The sequence below is a fragment of the Paenibacillus sp. 2KB_20 genome (genome assembly GCF_052115765.1).
GTDB lineage: Bacteria > Bacillota > Bacilli > Paenibacillales > Paenibacillaceae > Paenibacillus_AQ.
In genome coordinates, this window is record NZ_JBFRHH010000013.1 from 155,130 (window position 1) to 174,348 (window position 19,219).

Below are 19,219 nucleotides of genomic sequence, written 5' to 3' on the forward strand. Positions count from 1 at the left end.
TTCATCATATGAACTAATGACTTGGCACTTGGATATAGATTGGTTGTGTTCCTCATTGCATCAGATTGGCAATGATTTTACATTCGGTTCGAATTCATATAAGATATAACGTGGATATTGTTTATCCTCTTTAATCGTGAATGGATAGATGCGTAAGTAGTTTAGATAACGAACGAACTGATATTTTCGTGAATTGAGGTGCTGTTAGATGCATATGAAAACCGGCGTGGAACAGTCGGTGTATGCCCTGGTTCTATTGAATATGCTGCCGGACAAGGCGGTACTGCCCGGGGAAGCGATTAGCCAGCAGTTGGGTACATCGGCAACCTATTTTCAGAAACTGTTAAGGAAGCTGGTAACAGCAGACATCATCACATCAGTACCCGGTATCAAGGGCGGTTTTAGATTAAAAAAGAAACCGGAGGATATCCGTGTATACGATGTATACCTCGCGGTGGAAGGACAGCAGTCCCTCTATTCATGCAACGGAATTCTGGTAGACATGTTGGATTTGGAAAAAGAAGAGAGCTGCTGTCTGTTATCCGATTTAATGGAGGAAGCGGAATCTTCCTGGAAGGCTGTATTAAAGCGGGAGACCATTGCTTCGCTGTCAGAGGAGATGTGCGGTACACGCTTTAAGGATAAGGTTGCGGCTTTAGAGGAATGGATCAACAACAAAATGGTCATCTAACCGAGGAAGGGATGAAATTTCATGAGACTAAGCGTATTGGATCAGGCACCCGTAACAAGCGGCAACACAGCGGAAGGCGCCTTGAAAAAAGCGGAAGAACTGGCTATTCTGGCAGATGAATTGGGATACAGCCGAATGTGGATGGCCGAGCATCATGGGGGAAATACGTTTGCCAGCTCCGCACCTGAAGTGACGGCAGCCCGGCTTGCGGCAAAAACCGATCGGATTCGCATCGGTACCGGCGGCGTCATGATGATGCATTATTCTCCCCTAAAACTCGCGGAAGTATTTAAGACGTTAAGCGCTTTCACTCCGGGCAGGATTGATTTCGGTGTAGGACGAGCGCCAGGCGGTGATACAAGTGCGATGTACGCTTTGTCTGAAGGGCGGCAGCTGATGCTTCATAACATGTATGATAAGCTGGCCGTAACCATGCAGCTCCTTCGTGATGAGGTTCCGGAAGATGAGCTGTATGCTAAAAACGCCGCTGCTCCAACCGAAGTTGCCCTGCCGGAAGTGTGGCTGCTCGGTTCTAGCGGCAACAGTGCCTTAAAAGCGGCTCAGATGGGGGTCGGGTACTCCTTCGCGCAATTCTTTAACGGAGCGATGAGCAACGAGATATTAGATCATTACCGCGATAACTACCAACCATCCATATTCATGGAAAAGCCGGAGATTAACGTATCCTATATGGTGACAACGGCCGAAACGAAGGAAGAAGCCGAGTATGAAGCGCTGCCGCAGGATATTTTCCGATTGATGATGAGCAAGGGCCGGATTACGCAGGTGCTGACGCCCGAAGAAGCTCAGAATGTGTCCTTAACGGAAATCGACCGGATGGCTATTCAGGAAGGCCGCAAGATTCATCTTGTGGGAGCGGTAAAGGATATCGCGGCACGCTTACAGGAAGAGCAAGCGCACTACGGATTCCAGGAAGCGATGATATGCAGCATTCCGCATTCGCAGGAAAAGCGGCTGGAGGTTTATCGCCTGCTTGCACGCGAGCTGCTTTAATTCAATAAAGTAGGTGAAGGGATAGGCAAATGCCTGTCCCTTTTTATAAAGGTGAAATTATCTTCATCCCTTACGAGAGCGAATCTGTTAGAATAGTAAAAAACTAGCTATTGCCATCGTTCGCAGCAGTTAGGAGATCTTATGCCGTTTACATTCGCTCATCCCGTCATCACGATGCCTTGGTGGAAGAAGAAATCGCTGCTCAATCAGATTCCCTTCCTCACCCAATTGATACATATCGGCCCCGTACAAATTCCGGTGTATAAAGTATGTCAGCATGGCAGTAGTCTGTTTGGGTTGATCCTGATCTTATGCTGGATTCATCGCCACTTGTATGTAGCATCAATGCAAAGAGATCATTCGTATCCGGTTCTACCTTTTTGGTGTGTATTTGTGGTGATCTATATTCTGGTTATGCTCATGGCCATGAAAACGGTTGTTGATGGTGAAGGGATGACGTTTGTATTACAGCTTGTCGTACCGGCCATCAGCAGCTTCATGCTTGTAATACTTGTAACGTGTCTTGTCTTTTGGCAGGCTGCAAGGGGCAGATAGCAAATCTAGTAAATCGAATAGGAATCGACAGGAGGATCGTTATGTTAACCGTTGAGCAATTCACGCATAGGGGAATCCACTTTTTAAATGAAGATGCACTTGTCATAAATGAGCGGGCCTCATTGTATGGCGTGTTAGATGGGGTTTCATCTATCGTCCCATACCTCAGCAACAAGAAGGAAACCGGAGGATACATCGCTGCTCAAACCGTGAAGAACTACTTCGAATCACTGGACCGAGTTGAACAGCTTACGGAGCATGTTGCGGCAGCAAACCAAAAGCTAAGAGAACTTATGCTGCAAGCGAATATTAATATGAAGAAAAAAGATGGCCTCTGGGGTACTGCCCTTGCTCTTGTTCAAATTCAAGAGGACCGTGTGGAATTTATTCAGACAGGCGACTGCATGATTCTTGCCGTATACCAAGATGGGGAGGTTCGCCCGTTAACCTGGAGGCAAGTCGCTCATTTAGAATCTCCGGCGATCGCAAAATGGGAGGAGGGCGTGAGTAAGGGATTGTCCAATCAAAAAGACCTCCACGGGACGGTGATTGATATCATCAGGGAGAATCGCTTTCAGAGTAACACAAATGGAGGCTATGGCGTATTAAACGGGGAAGCCCACGCCGCCCATTTTCTCGAATACGGAAAGATCAACAGGTCACGATTGAAGCACGTAATCATGTTATCGGATGGTTTGTTTTGGCCTACCAAGGATGTGCCGAGTCATCGTTCTTACTGGGAACATGTCGCACAGCGTATACTCGAAACGGGCGTTGAGCAGTACGCGCGCGAATTAATAGAGATCGAAGAGGCTGACCCTGAGTGCTTAAAACATGCAAGATTCAAAAAATCCGATGACAAAACAGGCATGGTGCTTCACTTTAACAACCCATAGATGGTCAATCGATAAAAACATTAATTACGTACCAGAACCCGTGTATATCACGGGTTGTTTTTTTATTGCGGGATAATGGGGCACCCTCACCATATGAGAGATCTTTTTAGGAAACACTGACACATTGTCGTCAGTGTTTTGCTTTTATCATAAAGTAAAACTCGAGAGCGAGGTAAAAATCTATGACTCATGATCAAGCTGATATCAAGTACCAGGGTTCTGAAACTTCCGTGCGTCCCTTCCACATTCACGTACCTCAAAAGCAGCAAACTTACCATTAGAACCAGAATACGATATAAGCGTACTTTGCCTAACAACATTTTCATGTTCAATTCATATTTTATGGTAATGGCATGGAAGCGGGAGGTATGTAGTATGGGCCAAGGAACGCAAAGAAAACGCAGACAAGGAAATTCGAAAAAAGCGACGGTTAAACAATTGGCGTTTATTGCAGCCATTTTAATATTGATTGCCTCAGCTATAGGCCTCTACGTTGCGTATGATGATTTGTTCGAGGAAGACGGCGTTGAAGTTGTCGTATAACTAAAAGTGTTTAAACAATCCGATCCCAGAACGTTTATTTATCTTGATCATAAATAGCATGGAATTCCCACTTCAATACAAAGGCAGCCGTTCTGATCATTAGAACAGGCTGCCTTTGTCATGGATTCTTTTATAGCTGAATTAGGAGTTTGGTTCGTTTTTGGATGTTGGGGTATTCGGACCTTTATGATGAGGCAGCAACTTCATGCCGGCATGCTCCAGATGGACTTTTACTTGAACCGATTCCAGAGCGCCTGGATCAATCGGTTGGGAAGACGACTGATATGTTTTTTTCCAAAGTCGGGAATCTTTCTTAAAAAAAAGGTGCTCCAAGCTGAATAGGTCCGTTTTTGAAGCAACCCCGTTTTTAAACGTAGTTAGAATTTCCTCCCGCACTTCCGCTGCTGCCTGTATTTCGATTTCAGCCTTGGTCATGTCATCGAGAGCTTCATCCACGCTTCCATTTAACTTCAAATGAACGCGGTATTTGGGCATGCCGTTAACAATAACTAATTCTTTGCGAACTTTGGGATTTGTTAATACCACGACCCCTGCATATTCGCCGCGCTTATTCGTGATCAGGATGTGAGATCGTTTCGTATCGGTTTCCAGCCAACGCAAGCCTGTGAGTTTATCATTGGTGAATAATCCATTCGATACCCCTTTAGATATAGCAAATACTCCGTTAATCACCAATTTCGGATTATCTTTTTGGTTTAAGCTCCAGGTCTTTTTATCAACCGACAGATTAGGAAGCAACACCGTGTTGGCTGGTTCTGTAATCAGCGCCATGAAATCGAAATATCGAATCGGTACGATATAGGATCTTTGTTTAAACTCCTCAGTAGGTTCATGAGCTAACGTATTCAATTGGGAGAGGTTGAAAAACGCAGGGACAGTAAACAATTGATCGATGGAGTCTTTTGTACCATATATCCAAGGTGTCATACGAACCTCCTGATACCGGCCGATGGTATCCAGTTTGGTTAGGACATTTGATTTCAGCACGTTCTCACTAAGTAGAATACAGGAAATATGGCTCCAGCTGGTTCGTTCCTGTAAGGTATCGTATAGGGCGTTTATCGCCATGTCCAATGTTTTACCCTTTGTTTTGGAAGTCCACACTTGGGATGGCTTTTCCGCCTTTCCGGTTTCGGATTTGGCTACGGATGTAAAATCCATCATTTGGGTATATACAACAAAGTTACCGTCCTCCTGATCGATGCCGATGGCCGTGATGTAATTCATGTCTTGTATTTCCTTGATGTCCCAGCAACCCGTTAACAGATTTAGAATTACCATTAACAACATTAATTTTATGATTCTGACGCAAATTGTCATCTCATGTAGGTTCCCTTTCTTCAGATGTGTCATCTATCGTCTGAAGCATTTCCGGTCGGTTTTTGTTGAAAGCCCATGGTTTTTTTAAGAGGGAGCTCAACAGATCCTTGTAGGTTAATGGTGATAGAGGAGCTAGATACGGAAGACCGAAGGATTCCAATACAGAGAGGTAGGCAATGAGACTTAATATTCCGATGAAGAATCCGAGCATGCCTAGCAAGGAAGACCATACCAGCACATATAGACGAATAATGCTGACCGTCCCGCTTAGTGTTTGATTGACTAATGTAAAAGTCGCAACTGCGGTTGTTGCAGATACAACCAGCATGGTGGGCGACGTAAGTCCCGCGCGGATGGCAGCATCGCCGATAATCAGACCGCCCAGGACAGCAATGGTTTGACCGACTGCTTTGGGCAGCCTGATCCCAGCCTCCCTGAATAATTCGAACATGCCCAGCATTAATAAGATCTCCATTGGCGCGGAAAGCGGAAGCCCGAATCTGGAGACGGTGACGGTCGCAAGAAGGAGAAAGGGAAGCTGATCCATGTTGTAGCATGTCAAGGCAACCCAAAATCCCGGGAGCATAATGGCAAGAGATAGACCTAACAACCTGAGAAGTCGCCCAAAGATTACAAAGTGGTAAGGGAAATAAGAATCTTCTGGTGTTTTTAATAATTCCAGTAAGTTGCATGGTGCAATCAATGCCATTGGCGATCCATCCACAAGAATGGTAAAACGCCCTTTAAGCAAGCACTCCACGACAAAATCCGGCCTGCCAATGTAGTCCATAAGTGGAAACAGGGACAGGGTAGAATCGGAAAGCGCCTCCTCCAGTTGGCCGCTGGTTACAAGTGCATCGACTTTGATGCCTTTTAATCGTTCCTTAGCCTCGTTGACTACTTCAGGGCGTATAATATCGGAAATATACAGAAGAGCAACTCGGGTCTGACTGCGATCGCCGATGATCAATTGTTCATTGTGGAGTGTGTCCGTACGCAGTCTTTTTCGGACGAGTGCCACATTTGTAATGATATCCTCCGTAAAGGCGTCTCTCGCCCCTTTGATAGCCACCTCCGTATTGGATTCCTCAGGTTGTCTATTCGGACGCGCGGCGAGATCGATGGAATAAAAGCATTTTTCTGTTAAAAAAAATAGTATCATTCGTCCTGCAAACAGAAACTTTACGACATCGGCAGGCTGTTTAATTTTGCTCCATTCCATCGATTTATCCAGTTCTCTGGCTAACGGCTCCCAATCATTGAAGCGTTCCAGTTTTTCTTCCAGATCTGGCAGCACATATTGGGTTATCAGCTTGGAATCAACCATGCCTTCGCTGTAGAGCAACAATACGGGAATACCATCTTCATGCTTTCCCGGGAAAGATTTGATGACGACATCCGCAGAATTGGCAAACATGGCACGCAGGGATTCTTCATCCAACGTGTCGGATGCGGGCTCACGGTCCACATTAAACCTGGTTTGTTTCGATTTTCGGCGGAACATACCGTTTCGAGGTCTGTGATTTATCATCTTTTATCCTCCGTTTGTTTTAGGTTTAAATGCTACTGCAATCGCAATGAAAAGCGTCAGCACGGAAAGAAAGCCTAAGAATGCCAGCGAGTATTTGCCCAGAACGAATAACTCGATTTGTCTATCGATTACCGGAATTAAGGAAAAGACAGACAATGCGACACCCACTCCTAATAAATACCAAAGGCGCTGTTTTGGTTTTTTAAAGGAAATACCGTCCGCCATGATAAACAGGAACAGAGAAATACGAATTAATGTGCCCGATATCCATTGGTACAAAGCCAAAAAATCGACATGTGTTATATATTTGGTAATGGTGACCAGCATCCACTGTTCGTATGCGGGATAGCGGGATTCCATGGCGGGAACAGGTCCGAATGCGGCGATAGCTCCCATCAATGGTCCCAACGTGAGTCCGCCCAGAAGAATAGATAATATGACAATCGAGAGGTAGTTCATCTTTCGTTTCATGTGATGCTGAAGAAAGATCAGTACGATCATCTCCATAAACCCGCCGCCGGCTACGATCATGCTTTTGAGCATAGGCGTGTATCCTTCCACGAGTAGGGGCGTCAACAATGAATAGTCCTTATATTGAAGATTCGACACAGCTACAAAATGTCCCAACACCCATACAGTGGGAAGCAGGATTCCGGATATGATGGCTATCGAGCGAATACCGTTATTTGCCACATATACGCACAACAGGATAAGGGTTAGCGAGACGACCGTTTTGGGCGTTCTCGGCAAGTAGGTGACATGAATCCAGGTCGCCGTTTCTCTTAATATGACCATGGACATCCAAAAAAAGTAGAGTGTTATTATGCTGGCGAATATCCAACCCATGACCGGACCAAAAGAATCTTTGAACCAGACGATTATAGACTGTTGGTGTGTTCGCTTCATGATAAAAAACAAAATGTAAACCCAGCCGATATGAAGGATCATGGTCATAAGGGTGCCCATCCATGCATCGCGGCCTGCGGTTTGCAGAAGAAGAGGGATCAGGATTACGTGATTGGTTATCCCCAAGGATAACAGCATGATGAAATATACATCGATCAAGGATATCTTTTTGGTTGTGGCCATTATACTACTCTCCATATGAGGGAATACATGCTAATTCGATACAGTGAGTATTCTCCATTATCCGCATTTTATGTATGAGGTGAAGAAGTACAACCATCCTGTATGTGGCTGCGAACAGAATGGGGAGGGGATATCAGGTCATTGATTACTTACTAAGTTGGGACCGGGAATGCGAATCGGTTTCATGGAAAAGTCGGATCGCCTGTCGAATGGATGTGGTTTTTGCGATTACCCAAGAAATAATCAGGGGAAATCATCTGTCTGTTAAATAGCGAAACATCGAAAATCGGGTTGGCAATTGTGTGGAGTGGGGGGGCTGTTCTGGTTTTTAGAGGATGCATGGAGAGCATGAAGTCGTGGGTTTTTACTGCTCTAAGAAAATGATTTCTATCCAGTAACCATACCGTCGACCCAATTATTTAATGTGATTAATTGAATTAATTAATCACATTAAATATAATCAATGAATGGGGAATGTATCGTCAATTAATGACGTTAATTAACTATATTTAATATCATTAACTATTGTCTCCAAAGCCCGTAACCAAGGGGTGGGGCAGTAGTTCAATTGCATAACAAAAGCATCGCAGATCCAATTATAATCGGACCTGCGATGCCCTTAAATATCTGTCACTTGTTTAACGGGAATGATCATTTCTTGATTGGCAAGTTGTAGCTTTCGCGAATAAAGGAGAAATAATGATCGGCGCGAACGACTTTGAAATCTGCCCCGAGCTGTTCGGTCAGGGCCAGCGCATCGGATGGAGTCATACTCCATGCTAACATACCGAACGAGACGAACAACGGTGACTTACCATCCCAATTCGCTTTGGCTTCATTGAGCACCTGCAATCCGTCTTGAACGGTGCTGATCCCGCGGATCGTAGACACGGGCAGGCTGTCGCCGATAATTTCAATTCCGTATTTGTCTTCATAACTAATAAATAACCCAGGTACGTTATATTCCTCCTCATAAGCTTTTGCTTTATCCGGTGACAACGGCACATTCTCGCTATCAACTCGGTTCAGTACATAAGGGATTGTCATTCCTGTCTTTCTCATATACTTTTCGGTTTGCTGCAAAAACGCCCGGAAGCTTGCATCAGGCCATGGACTCGGATAGAAGTAACCGGCACCGGAAGGCCCGGCAATAAGCAAATCATTCTCCGTTGCCGTGTTTTGATAGTAATTCAATATGGCAGGGGCACCTTCATAGAGCAGTGGGCTTGAAGTCCAGTTTATCGGAACCTTGCCTCTGGCCGGGTCATCCCACATGACGCGCATGCGATGCTGGTTATATTGAAAGTTGTCGCCTTCCGTAAAGGTGTATGTTACGTAAATTTTGTTCTCAAGCGCCGGCCGAGGAGGCGTTTTCGCCAGCTTGAAATCCGGCTTGGTTCCCGAGAAGACCGTCAGATTGCTGAACCAATCGGCTGCCAGCACATAGACGCCGTAACGGGAGGCAATCTCGACCGAGCTGAACTCACCTTCCACATCATTGCTGAACCAGCCGAGGTAAGGGGTGCCCGGCTTCACATCGGACATAATTTTCTCGAAGAGCGCCTTTTGCTCAGGTACATTGGAATCGAGCCAGAATACCATCGCTTTATTGGCGACGGCGTAATCTCTTAAATAGCCATAGGGTTCCTGCTGCTCGGCGGAGGGAGGACGGATATTCCCTGCCGAAACCTTGTACTGGTTCCACATATCGACTTCAGCGGTCAGTTTCTGAGTTCCCGCAGGCGGAGTGAATTCATACACAAAATAACTGCCGTTATCGGCAAAGCGGTGACCGCCTTGGCCTTCACTGAACTTCGAGTTTTGCCGATCATAGAGATAAGACTCTTCTTCAGGGGTTCCTGCAATGAATCTCGCTATCTCTTTGTCGTCAGCCTTGACCGTAACTTCATGTACTGCGGGTCCCCAACCATCCTGGGTGAAAGCATCATCAAAGCGCAGATAAACCGCTGATTCTCCCAAGAGCGAGGAGAGGTCGAGATTATAAGTATCACGGTTGCTTGCATCCCGCACCTGTTGCTTCTCTTCGGCAATCGTCACGAACGATTCAGGCATTCCGGAAGGAATACGAATCGCTGTATCCGGATCCAGCCCGATCAGCATCTGATGAGTCGTCTGCTTCCACAGATGCTCATATTGCCAGGTGTAAGCATCAAGCCGGTTATTGAATTTGCCGCGAAGATCGTCTAGGATCTTCAAATTATGCGGGGCTTTGGACAATTGGGCGGCCAGATCCGGACTGGCAACGACCGCATTCTTCAAACCTGCGAGCGTGGTGGCGACATTAATCGTATCAGGAACTTTTGGATCATATACAATCATGCCTTTAACCTCGCTCCGATAAGCGGAGAACACGTCCCAATAATCTTCATGAAGCGTGTAAGGCACCTTTATATCCGTAAGCCAGGTTAATTTCCCTTCTTCCTGGGATTCAATTAAATAGATTCGGGGCTCTTCCCTGTTAACGATTCCCTGCAAAGTACCTAACAACAATTTAATGTCACCTGGCGCATCATAAATATCTGCGACATCCAGATGCTTAGGCTTCTTGAAGTTTGGCAGTTCGCGGTTCTTGGAGCCGTTAGGTTGCGCTGACTGTGCATTCGTTCCCGAAGCGTAAGCTGCGCCGGTCGTTAAAGAAAAAGCGCATAGGATAGCTAAACAGAGAATCGTGACTCTACGAGCCATGGCGAATTCACTCCTTGTTATGGTCTATGGTCAGAAATGGAAACGTGTGTATCCGTAAACATCGATCCTCCTTTTGCGGCCCAATAGCCGTCAACACTACGCTTATCAACACATATTTAATATATTCAAGTGTGTTTTTACAAGTAGTTCGACAAAACTTCCTATAATTCTTGAAAATCAGGCAATTTAAACCTAGGTATATCAAGGGTTTGTCGTAATGGGCTGTTGATCGACTCATGCTTGTTTATTGCGCTTGTATGTGTAAGGATATATTATATATTTCAAATATCATGAATGAATTGGTGATGTGATTAGAATGAGTGCAAACGATCGAATTCCGTTGTATCAGCAAATCCAGGACTATATCCGACACGTCATAGCAGCAGAAAATATGAAGCCAGGTGACCGCATTCCGACAGAAAAGGAGCTGATGGATCAGTTTCATGTCAGTAAAATAACCGTTGCCAATGCCCTAACCGGATTAGCGAATGAGAAATTGATTGCCCGTGTGCCGGGCAAAGGCAGTTTTGTAGCAGAGGAGGCTGACTTCTCACCTGCTGGCCAGTCATCGACAACGCTGCTTAGGGGAAGAGACGGGAAGCTGACCACGGGCATGATTGGCGTGATTATGCCCACCATCCATGATTATTTCGCGATCAGACTCATTGAGGGAATCCAAGAGGCACTGAATCATGAAGGTTATCGCAGCATGATCATGTTGACCGATGGCAAGCTGGAAAAAGAAAAGGACGCCATCAAAGAGCTGAAGGCTCTCGGAGCCGAAGGCCTGTTGATTTTCCCGGTCGATGAGGAGAACTACAACGAGGAAATACTGGGTATGAAGCTATCCGGGTTTCCTTTTGTGCTGATCGATCGGTATTTACCTGGGGTCGAGACACATTATATTGCCGCCGATGGAAGGCGGGGCACGAGACTTGCCGTTGAACATCTATGGGAGCTTGGACACCGGGACATCGCCATATGCTCGGATTCTCCCCTTCAAACCGTCACGGTTCAGGAGCGGATCGAAGGTTACATTGATGCTTTAAAAGACAAAGGCGCATTAATCAATCCGGCGCATATGATTACGGATTTCAAACCGCTGAGCGTGCTCAAGGATGCCGAAGCTCATCCACTGTACCGGTATATCCGAAACCGCATGGTTACCGCCTATATTTCGCTGAATGGGAGATTGGGCGTACAAATCTATCAGATGGCCAAGCAAGCGGGGCTTAACGTGCCGGAAGACGTTTCGATCGTCAGCTTCGACGATCCGACTTCCATCGTGGAGGAATTCAGCATATTTACCCATGTGAAGCAGTTTGAATGGGATATGGGATATCAGGCAGCCGGAAAACTGCTCGAAGTATTACGCGGTCATGGAGAAGTGAAGAGCTACAGCAAATTGCTGATTGAGCCTGAGCTTGTGATCCGCCAAACGTCGAGTCATGTTCCACAAACTTAATATTTACGCTAAGGAAAAGCCTTTTCCGTTAACTAACGGAGAAGGCTTTTTTAATTCTCTCTAAAAAACATATTGAATATATTGATATTATATATTATATTCTAGAAAATGATGGCTAACCAAGAAGCAAAAGTACATCTAACCTGAGCAGGGAGGTTTAGAACGTGCCAAAAGACCGCAGAGAAGAGCGAACCGGGTTTCAGGAATCGGCTCCGTATCATCCTGACTATGATCTTCAGACTGACTTTGTGATGGTCTACGGAATTGACGAAACGATGCCGGAGCGCATTCAGAAATGGAAGGAAAAAGGATATATCGTCCATTTGATGACAGGAGTCGCATGGGGGACATACAACAACTACCTGGACGGAGAGGTTGACGGCTTATCACATTGGGATGAAGCGCAGACCGATCGTCATGGTGAGATGATCCTGCATGGGAAACGACCGGTTATTCCTTACATGGTGCCGACGATTTCCTTTGGCCGCTATTTAGCGGATCGAATACGCGTCGCTGTTGATGCGGGTGTAGAGGCCATCCACCTGGAGGAGCCCGAATTCTGGGTGAATGGCGGATATTCGGAAGCGTTTAAGCGGGAATGGCTGCTGTATTACAAAGAGCCATGGATTCCGCCACACGCTTCACCTGACGCACAATACCGAGCTTCTAAATTGAAAGCGCATTTATACACACGCGTGCTGGACCGGTTATGTGCAGAGATGAAGGATTACGCGCTAACTCGTTTCGGCCGAGTCCTTCGCTTTTACGTTCCGACCCATAGTTTGATCAATTATACGCAGTGGCGAATTGTCAGCCCGCAATCCGGCCTCGTTGAGCTTCCATCCATTGACGGGTACATTGCACAGATCTGGACGGGGACATCAAGGACGCCGAACGTGTATGAAGGGCAACGCAAGGAACGGACGTTTGAAACCGCTTACCTCGAATATGGCGTGATGCAGGAGCTGGTTCGCGGAACCGACAGACGCATGTGGTTTTTGCATGATCCGATCGAGGATAACCCGAACCACACTTGGGCGGATTACAAACAGAACTACTTAAAAACCGTTGTTGCCTCACTGCTGCATCCCGGAGTTGCCCATTACGAAGTTTCACCCTGGCCGCGAAGAGTCTTTCAAGGAACTTATCCATCCGAAGATGGCTCCGGTAAGGAGTCCATCCCGTCTGACTATGCAACGACGCTGCTTCAGGTCATGCACACGCTGGGCAACATGGACCAGGAAGTGATCGAATCGGCAGAAGATGACTTGCAAGTTGGCGTTCTGATTGCCGACTCCGCGATGTTTCAGCGGATGAAGCCGGAACCACAAGCGCCCGATGCCGGTAAATACGACGGTACGGACCCTGAAGGATTTCAGGCGGAAGGGGATACAGAGCTTCTTGATTTCTCCCCTTTTTACGGTCTGTCGCTCCCGCTGCTGAAGCATGGATTACCGGTTCGTCCGCTTCAGCTGGATAATGTAAGGCGGTATCCGGGTTATTTGGATCCTTACCGGGTGCTGGTTCTAAGCTATGAATTCATCAAACCGGAGTATCCGGACATTCATAATGCTCTTGCCCAGTGGGTGCAGGATGGCGGGGCGTTGATTTATGTTGGCGATGATAGCGACCCGTATCATGGCATTCGTTCATGGTGGAACAATGACCACAAGGATAACCTGTTTGGCCCGAAGTATAACTCGCCGCGGGAGCATCTGTTTGAGCAGCTTGGTCTGAAGGAGAAAGCGGACGGTATCCATCAGGCAGGAAAAGGCGTCGTCTGCTGGTTAGATCAACATCCAACTGACCTCACCCTATCCAAAGCAGGGGCAGACCAGCTGCGGCACGCCGTTCAAGCCACGCTGGAAGCACTTCACGGCGCAGAACGACCGTTGAATCCCAAACATTATTTCAAGCTCAAGCGCGGGCCTTATCTGATCGCTTCGGTTCTGGAGGAATCGATTACCGATGAGCCGTTGAACATCTCAGGCCCGATCGTGAACTTGTTCGATTCGAAGCTATCCGTTCTGGATCAGGTTACGTTAAGTCCAGGGCAACAAGCGCTGCTCTATGATGTTGAGGCTGGACGTCCTTCGGACGGCAAGGTATCCGTCATTGCTGCTTCTTCCCGAATCGAGGAGCTTGCCCAGACGGAATCAGGCTTCCGATTCATTGCTAGAGGGCCGTCCAATCTGCAGGCAAGCGCGAGATTGTATTGCCCAATAGAGCCGATATCTGTCCAGTACGTTATTCAGGATCAAGTCGTAACTGCTGGGTGGGTATGGGATCCGCAGTCGCTAACCGTGCTGCTGCAGTATGAACATGGGGGCGCGAACCATGCAGAGATCCAGGTTGATTGGAAGCCAGCGAAATTCATACCTGAACCTGCAGCCGATTGATGTAATTGAGAGGAGCAAATCATCATGCCATACGAACCGATAAGGCCGGAACGATTAAAACAAATGTTAAACCATCTTCGGGAAGCGATATATGAGCCGGTTGCCGAGTTGGAAGTGACTGCATGGGTTACGCCCGAGCCCGTATCGTTCATGGATCGAATGAAGGGCACGCAAATGACGCTTGTCCATGGCAAGCGATGGGGGAGCCTGTGGGACTGTGCCTGGTTCCGATTTACCGGCAGCATTCCGGAAAATAGCCGTAAGGAAGACCTCGTTCTCTTACTCGACATCAACGGCGAGTTGTGCCTGGTGGATCCGGAAGGATCGCCGGTCCAGGGATTGACTACCGTGAATTCGGAATTCGATTTTTCATTAGGACTCCCCGGCAAGCGTGTTGTCCAGCTTCATGACATGTACCTGAGCGGATCTGACATTGAAGTATGGGCAGATGCGGGCAATAACGATCTTTTCGGCAAATATCAGGGAGGAACCTTGAAAGAGGCTGTCATCGCGAACTGCCGGGAAGATATTCGAGGCCTTTATTACGATGTCGAAGTGCTCTTGGAAGCTGCCGAGCAGCTCCATGCTGGAACCGCGCGCAAAGAAAGAATCTATCAGGCGCTCTATGACGTTTCATTGCAGCTTACGGATTTCTCGCCGGAACTGGTGAATCAAGTGAAGAAGCAATTGGATAAACAATTAAGCTTGCAGGGGGGCGATCCGGTCTTAACGATCAGCGCGGTGGGTCATGCGCATATCGATTTGGCTTGGTTGTGGCCGATCCGCGAAACGATCCGGAAAGGCGCCAGAACGTTCTCTACCGCGCTTCGCATGATGGAACGCTATCCGGAGTATGTATTCGGCGCAAGCCAGCCCCAGCTATACGACTGGATGAAGTTGCATTATCCCGCGTTATATGAACAGATCAAGGAGCGGGTACGTGAGGGCAGATGGGAACCGCAAGGTGCCATGTGGGTGGAGTCGGATACCAATGTGCCGGGCGGTGAATCCCTGGTACGCCAGATCCTGTACGGTAAGCGATATTTTCAGCAGGAATTCGGCTTGGAGATGAAATCGCTCTGGATGCCGGACGTATTCGGTTACTCCGCAAGCCTGCCACAGCTGCTCAAGAAGTCGGGCGTGGATTATATGATGACCCAGAAGCTTTCCTGGAGCGAGTATAACCGGCACCCTCACCATTCCTTTCTGTGGGAAGGGATTGATGGCTCCGCTGTATTAACGCATATGCCGCCTGAAGATACATACAACAGCCCGGCAGCCCCTCGTTCCATCGCCAAAGCGGAGCGGGAATATTTAGATAAAAATGTATCCAGCCATGCCCTGATGCTCTTCGGCATTGGAGACGGCGGTGGGGGTCCTGGTGAAGAGCATTTGGAGCGGCTGGCACGCCAGAAGAACCTGCTTGGTCTGTCCCCTGTCATACAGGAGCCCTCGTGGAAGTTCTTTGAGCGATTAAATGAAGAACGCGAGTCGTTCCAGACATGGCGCGGTGAGCTTTATCTGGAAAAGCATCAAGGCACCCTGACCAGTCAGGCGCGAAGCAAGCGGTACAACCGGAAGATGGAGAAAGCGCTGCGTGAGTTGGAGTTCGCTTCCGTGCTGGCTGCCCAGTTAGGCAGGACATACCCGTCCGAGACGCTGGAGACGATCTGGAAAGAAGTCCTGCTGTATCAGTTCCACGACATTCTTCCGGGCTCTTCAATAAAGCGGGTATACGATGAGTCGTTAGTGCGGTATGAAGAGCTGCTATCCCAAACGGAAGCGATGATTGCCGATACCTATCGCTATTTGGCAGAACACATTTCACACGATGCCGAAGCTTCTCCCGGGACGGTCGTTTTCAATTCGCTGCCTTGGGAACGCCGGGAGTGGCTGCACGCGAATGGACAATGGCATAACGTGTTGGTTCCATCGATGGGCTACGTCATCATATCAGATGTCGCCGATCCTGGAACCGAAGCTGAAGTGGCATCTGGCATTGAAATGCTTCCAGAAAAACCGGAAGCGGAATTAGACATTACAGTTTCGGAACGAACCCTGGAGAACGATAAATTGATCGTGAAATTTGATCAAAACGGAGGCATTTTATCGATCTTGGATAAGGCGGTAGCTCGTGAAGTCATTCAGCAAGGCCAATCGGGTAACGATCTTCGTGTGTATCATGACGAAGGAGATGCATGGGATTTCCGTCATGACTATTCAGCGAATCCGGGCAAGCCGTTAAATCTCCTTCATATTCAGGAGCTGCGGGACGGACCGCGAAACGGGCTGGTTTTCGAATACGCTTATGGTGAATCTACGCTGACGCAGACCGTTGTACTGACGGAGGGAAGCCAGCGCATCGATTTCGAGACGGCCGTCGATTGGAGAGAGAATGGCAAGATGCTAAGAACCTCGTTTCCGGTCAATATACGCACGGATCAGGTTCAATGCGAGATTCAGTTCGGCAGCTTGAGCAGGCCGACTCACCGCAATACGATGTGGGATTTTGCGAAGGACGAGATTTGTGCTCATCAATGGGTTGACTTATCGGAGCCGGATTATGGTGTCGCGCTGCTCAATGATTGCAAATATGGCCATCGGGCGATCCATAACGTGCTGGATCTGCATTTGCTCCGCAGCAGCTCTTATCCGGATCCGGATGCGGACCGAGCAGCGCACCGATTCACATATTCGTTATATCCGCATCAAGGGAACCATGTGCAAGCCGAAATCTATCGACGAGGCAATGAGCTGAATATCCCGCTTCGTACGGTGTCCTTGCCTTCCATGCCTAATCAAGAGACAGGAGAGCTACCGTCATCTCAAGCATTTCTGAGACCGGATCATGCGAACATTATGGTGGAATCCGTCAAGAAAGCCGAGGATGGCGACGACATCATGGTTCGTCTGTACGAAACTTCGGGAACACATGCGGGCACGACACTCCATTTCGGATTTGAAGTGGTCGAAGCCTGGACTACGGATCTGATGGAAAACATCCTTACCGCACTGCCGATTGACATAACATCCAACACAATTGCGCTTTCCTTCACGCCGTTTGAAATCATCACACTGCGTTTGAGATTCCGTTAATGTAACCGGGGCGGTCAATCCGCCCCACTGAAAGGAGAGGTGGGAATGTGAGCAAGTCACGATTAACAAACAACCGATTCATGAAACGAATCTGGCAGCACAAGCTCTTTTACTTGTTCATGCTGCCAGGCATCGTCTGGTTTTTTCTGTTCTCTTACGTGCCCTTATACGGAATTCAAGTTGCTTTCAGGGACTATACCTTCGTTGGCGGATTTACCGGGAGTCCCTGGGCAGGATTTAAGTATTTTGAACAATTCTTCAATTACTATCAGTCTGGTGACATCATTCGCAATACAGTCATCATCAGTCTCATGAAGCTGCTGATCGGATTTCCGATGCCGATCGTTCTTGCGCTCCTGTTAAATGAAGTGCGGAAGATGAAATTCAAGAAGACGATTCAGACTCTTTCTTATTTACCCTATTTCGTATCCTGGATTGTGGTTGTCACGCTCATGCAGCGTTTACTGACTCCATATGGCGGTCCGGTCAATGACTTGCTGGGGTCATTTGGAGCTGAATCGATTCAGTTCCTGAACAACCCTACCTGGTTCTATCAGATGATTGTCGGGTCTGACATCTGGAAGAATATCGGCTGGAATTCGATTATCTTCATGGCCGCCATTGCGGGTATCGATCAGCAGCTTTACGAAGCTGCCAAGATAGATGGCGCAGGACGTTTCAAGCAGATGTGGCATGTGACACTTCCAGGTATCCGCAATGTCGCCATCATCTTATTTATTCTCGCCGTAGGGAATCTGATGAGCGCCGGGTATGAACAGCTGCTTCTCCTGAATGGACCTGCAACTGCCAGCATGGGCAGCGTACTGGACGTGCATGCCATCAATTCAGGTATCCGGGAAGGTCGTCTCAGTTACGCCGCTGCGGTCGGGCTATTCCAAAGCATCATCGGGCTCATCCTGGTTCTGACCGTTAATCGCATCGCCCGCAAAGTCAGTGATGTATCCCTGTTCTAAGGAGGTGACGTTATGAAACGTAAATGGTCTTTATTCTCGGTGTTCAATTATACCGTTCTCGCTATCATCGGATTTTCCATGATCTATCCGTTTATTTACATTTTGGCGTATTCCCTTAACGACGGAAAGGATTCGATGATGGGGGCGATTTATTTTTTGCCCCGTAAATTCACGCTGGAGAACTACGCGCAGGTATTCGATAATGCCCGCATCTGGAAGGCGTACCAAATTACGCTCATGCGCACCGTGCTGGGGACATTCCTTCATGTTGTGCTGAGTACGCTCATGGCCTATGCACTTTCCAAAAAGACATTGCCGGGCCGCTCTTTTTTCACCTTTTACATCTTTTTGCCGACGATTTTCAGTGCCGGGTTCATTCCGTTCTTCATCACGCTGCAAAAACTGCATCTGATCAACAGCTTCTGGGTGTATGTTCTGCCGATGCTGTTCAATTTCATGCACATCGTCATTATCCGAACCTTTCTGCAAGGCATACCCGAAGAACTGGAAGAGTCTGCTCGCATTGACGGGTATGGCGATTTTCAAATCTTCGTTCGGATTATACTGCCGCTTTCGGGACCGGTGCTTGCCACCATCTCCCTGTTCATCGGGGTGGCCCATTGGAATGATTGGTTCTCAGGTGCTTACTACGTATCCAACAAAGACTTGATCCCGGTGCAGACCCTCTTGCAAGAAATGCTGACGGAAGCTGAGGCACTGTCCAATTCGATGCAGCGAGCCGCGCAGCAGGGCGGGCAGACGATTGGCGGAACCAGCGGCGCCGGCGCAACTCCGGAATCACTCCGGATGGCCTTGCTTGTCATTACGGTCTTTCCGATCTTGTGCATTTATCCGTTCTTACAACGATATTTCGTAAAGGGGGTTATGATCGGTTCGGTTAAAGGTTAGGTCATCCTGA

General features: G+C 47.8%; 14 protein-coding genes. 10 read left to right on the plus strand and 4 right to left on the minus strand.

The annotated features are described in order from the left end of the window. Window positions 1-208 precede the first annotated feature (208 nt). The 5 genes from AB4124_RS27755 to AB4124_RS27775 all read left to right on the plus strand — a co-directional run bounded on the left by AB4124_RS27755 (window position 209) and on the right by AB4124_RS27775 (window position 3,699). Entirely contained in the window at window positions 209-691 is a 483-nt protein-coding gene (locus tag AB4124_RS27755; protein ID WP_430133927.1) for an RrF2 family transcriptional regulator, read from the plus strand. A 21-nt stretch (window positions 692-712) separates the two neighbouring features. Then, complete coding sequence (locus tag AB4124_RS27760; protein WP_076323447.1) at window positions 713-1,705, plus strand: LLM class flavin-dependent oxidoreductase; 993 nt, start codon at window positions 713-715, stop codon at window positions 1,703-1,705. 141 nt (window positions 1,706-1,846) lie between these two features. After that, window positions 1,847-2,260, plus strand: a complete 414-nt coding sequence (locus AB4124_RS27765; RefSeq protein WP_441974838.1) for a DUF4184 family protein — start codon at window positions 1,847-1,849, stop codon at window positions 2,258-2,260. A gap of 41 nt (window positions 2,261-2,301) precedes the next feature. Continuing rightward, window positions 2,302-3,156 carry a protein phosphatase 2C domain-containing protein gene (locus AB4124_RS27770; protein ID WP_076323449.1) on the plus strand — a complete coding sequence of 285 codons (855 nt, stop codon included), beginning with the start codon at window positions 2,302-2,304 and terminating at the stop codon, window positions 3,154-3,156. Between the two features lie 375 nt (window positions 3,157-3,531). Further along, window positions 3,532-3,699, plus strand: coding sequence for a hypothetical protein (locus AB4124_RS27775; protein ID WP_339273272.1), 168 nt, complete (start codon window positions 3,532-3,534; stop codon window positions 3,697-3,699). A gap of 141 nt (window positions 3,700-3,840) precedes the next feature. Here the strand turns inward: AB4124_RS27775 and AB4124_RS27780 are convergent, their stop codons facing one another. From AB4124_RS27780 to AB4124_RS27795, 4 genes are all read right to left on the minus strand, one after another. Continuing rightward, complete coding sequence (locus tag AB4124_RS27780; protein WP_441974839.1) at window positions 3,841-5,073, minus strand: Ger(x)C family spore germination protein; 1,233 nt, start codon at window positions 5,071-5,073, stop codon at window positions 3,841-3,843. Next, entirely contained in the window at window positions 5,042-6,571 is a 1,530-nt protein-coding gene (locus AB4124_RS27785; protein WP_441974840.1) for a spore germination protein, read from the minus strand. The genes AB4124_RS27780 and AB4124_RS27785 overlap by 32 nt, the downstream gene beginning before the upstream one ends. 3 nt (window positions 6,572-6,574) lie before the next feature. After that, complete coding sequence (locus AB4124_RS27790) at window positions 6,575-7,660, minus strand: GerAB/ArcD/ProY family transporter (RefSeq protein ID WP_441974841.1); 1,086 nt, start codon at window positions 7,658-7,660, stop codon at window positions 6,575-6,577. A gap of 651 nt (window positions 7,661-8,311) precedes the next feature. Continuing rightward, window positions 8,312-10,366 carry a GxGYxYP domain-containing protein gene (locus AB4124_RS27795; protein ID WP_441974842.1) on the minus strand — a complete coding sequence of 685 codons (2,055 nt, stop codon included), beginning with the start codon at window positions 10,364-10,366 and terminating at the stop codon, window positions 8,312-8,314. Window positions 10,367-10,682: 316 nt separating this feature from the next. On the opposite strand from AB4124_RS27795, the gene AB4124_RS27800 reads away from it, so the two are divergent. The 5 genes from AB4124_RS27800 (at window position 10,683) to AB4124_RS27820 (ending at window position 19,209) form a co-directional block, all read left to right on the plus strand. Beyond that, complete coding sequence (locus tag AB4124_RS27800; protein WP_441974843.1) at window positions 10,683-11,831, plus strand: GntR family transcriptional regulator; 1,149 nt, start codon at window positions 10,683-10,685, stop codon at window positions 11,829-11,831. Window positions 11,832-11,995: 164 nt separating this feature from the next. Next, window positions 11,996-14,230, plus strand: a complete 2,235-nt coding sequence (locus AB4124_RS27805; protein ID WP_441974844.1) for a hypothetical protein — start codon at window positions 11,996-11,998, stop codon at window positions 14,228-14,230. Between the two features lie 24 nt (window positions 14,231-14,254). After that, complete coding sequence (locus AB4124_RS27810) at window positions 14,255-17,326, plus strand: alpha-mannosidase (RefSeq protein WP_441974845.1); 3,072 nt, start codon at window positions 14,255-14,257, stop codon at window positions 17,324-17,326. 47 nt (window positions 17,327-17,373) lie between these two features. Then, window positions 17,374-18,300, plus strand: coding sequence for an ABC transporter permease (locus AB4124_RS27815; protein WP_098744568.1), 927 nt, complete (start codon window positions 17,374-17,376; stop codon window positions 18,298-18,300). A gap of 12 nt (window positions 18,301-18,312) precedes the next feature. After that, window positions 18,313-19,209 carry a carbohydrate ABC transporter permease gene (locus AB4124_RS27820; protein ID WP_098744571.1) on the plus strand — a complete coding sequence of 299 codons (897 nt, stop codon included), beginning with the start codon at window positions 18,313-18,315 and terminating at the stop codon, window positions 19,207-19,209. Window positions 19,210-19,219: the final 10 nt, after the last annotated feature.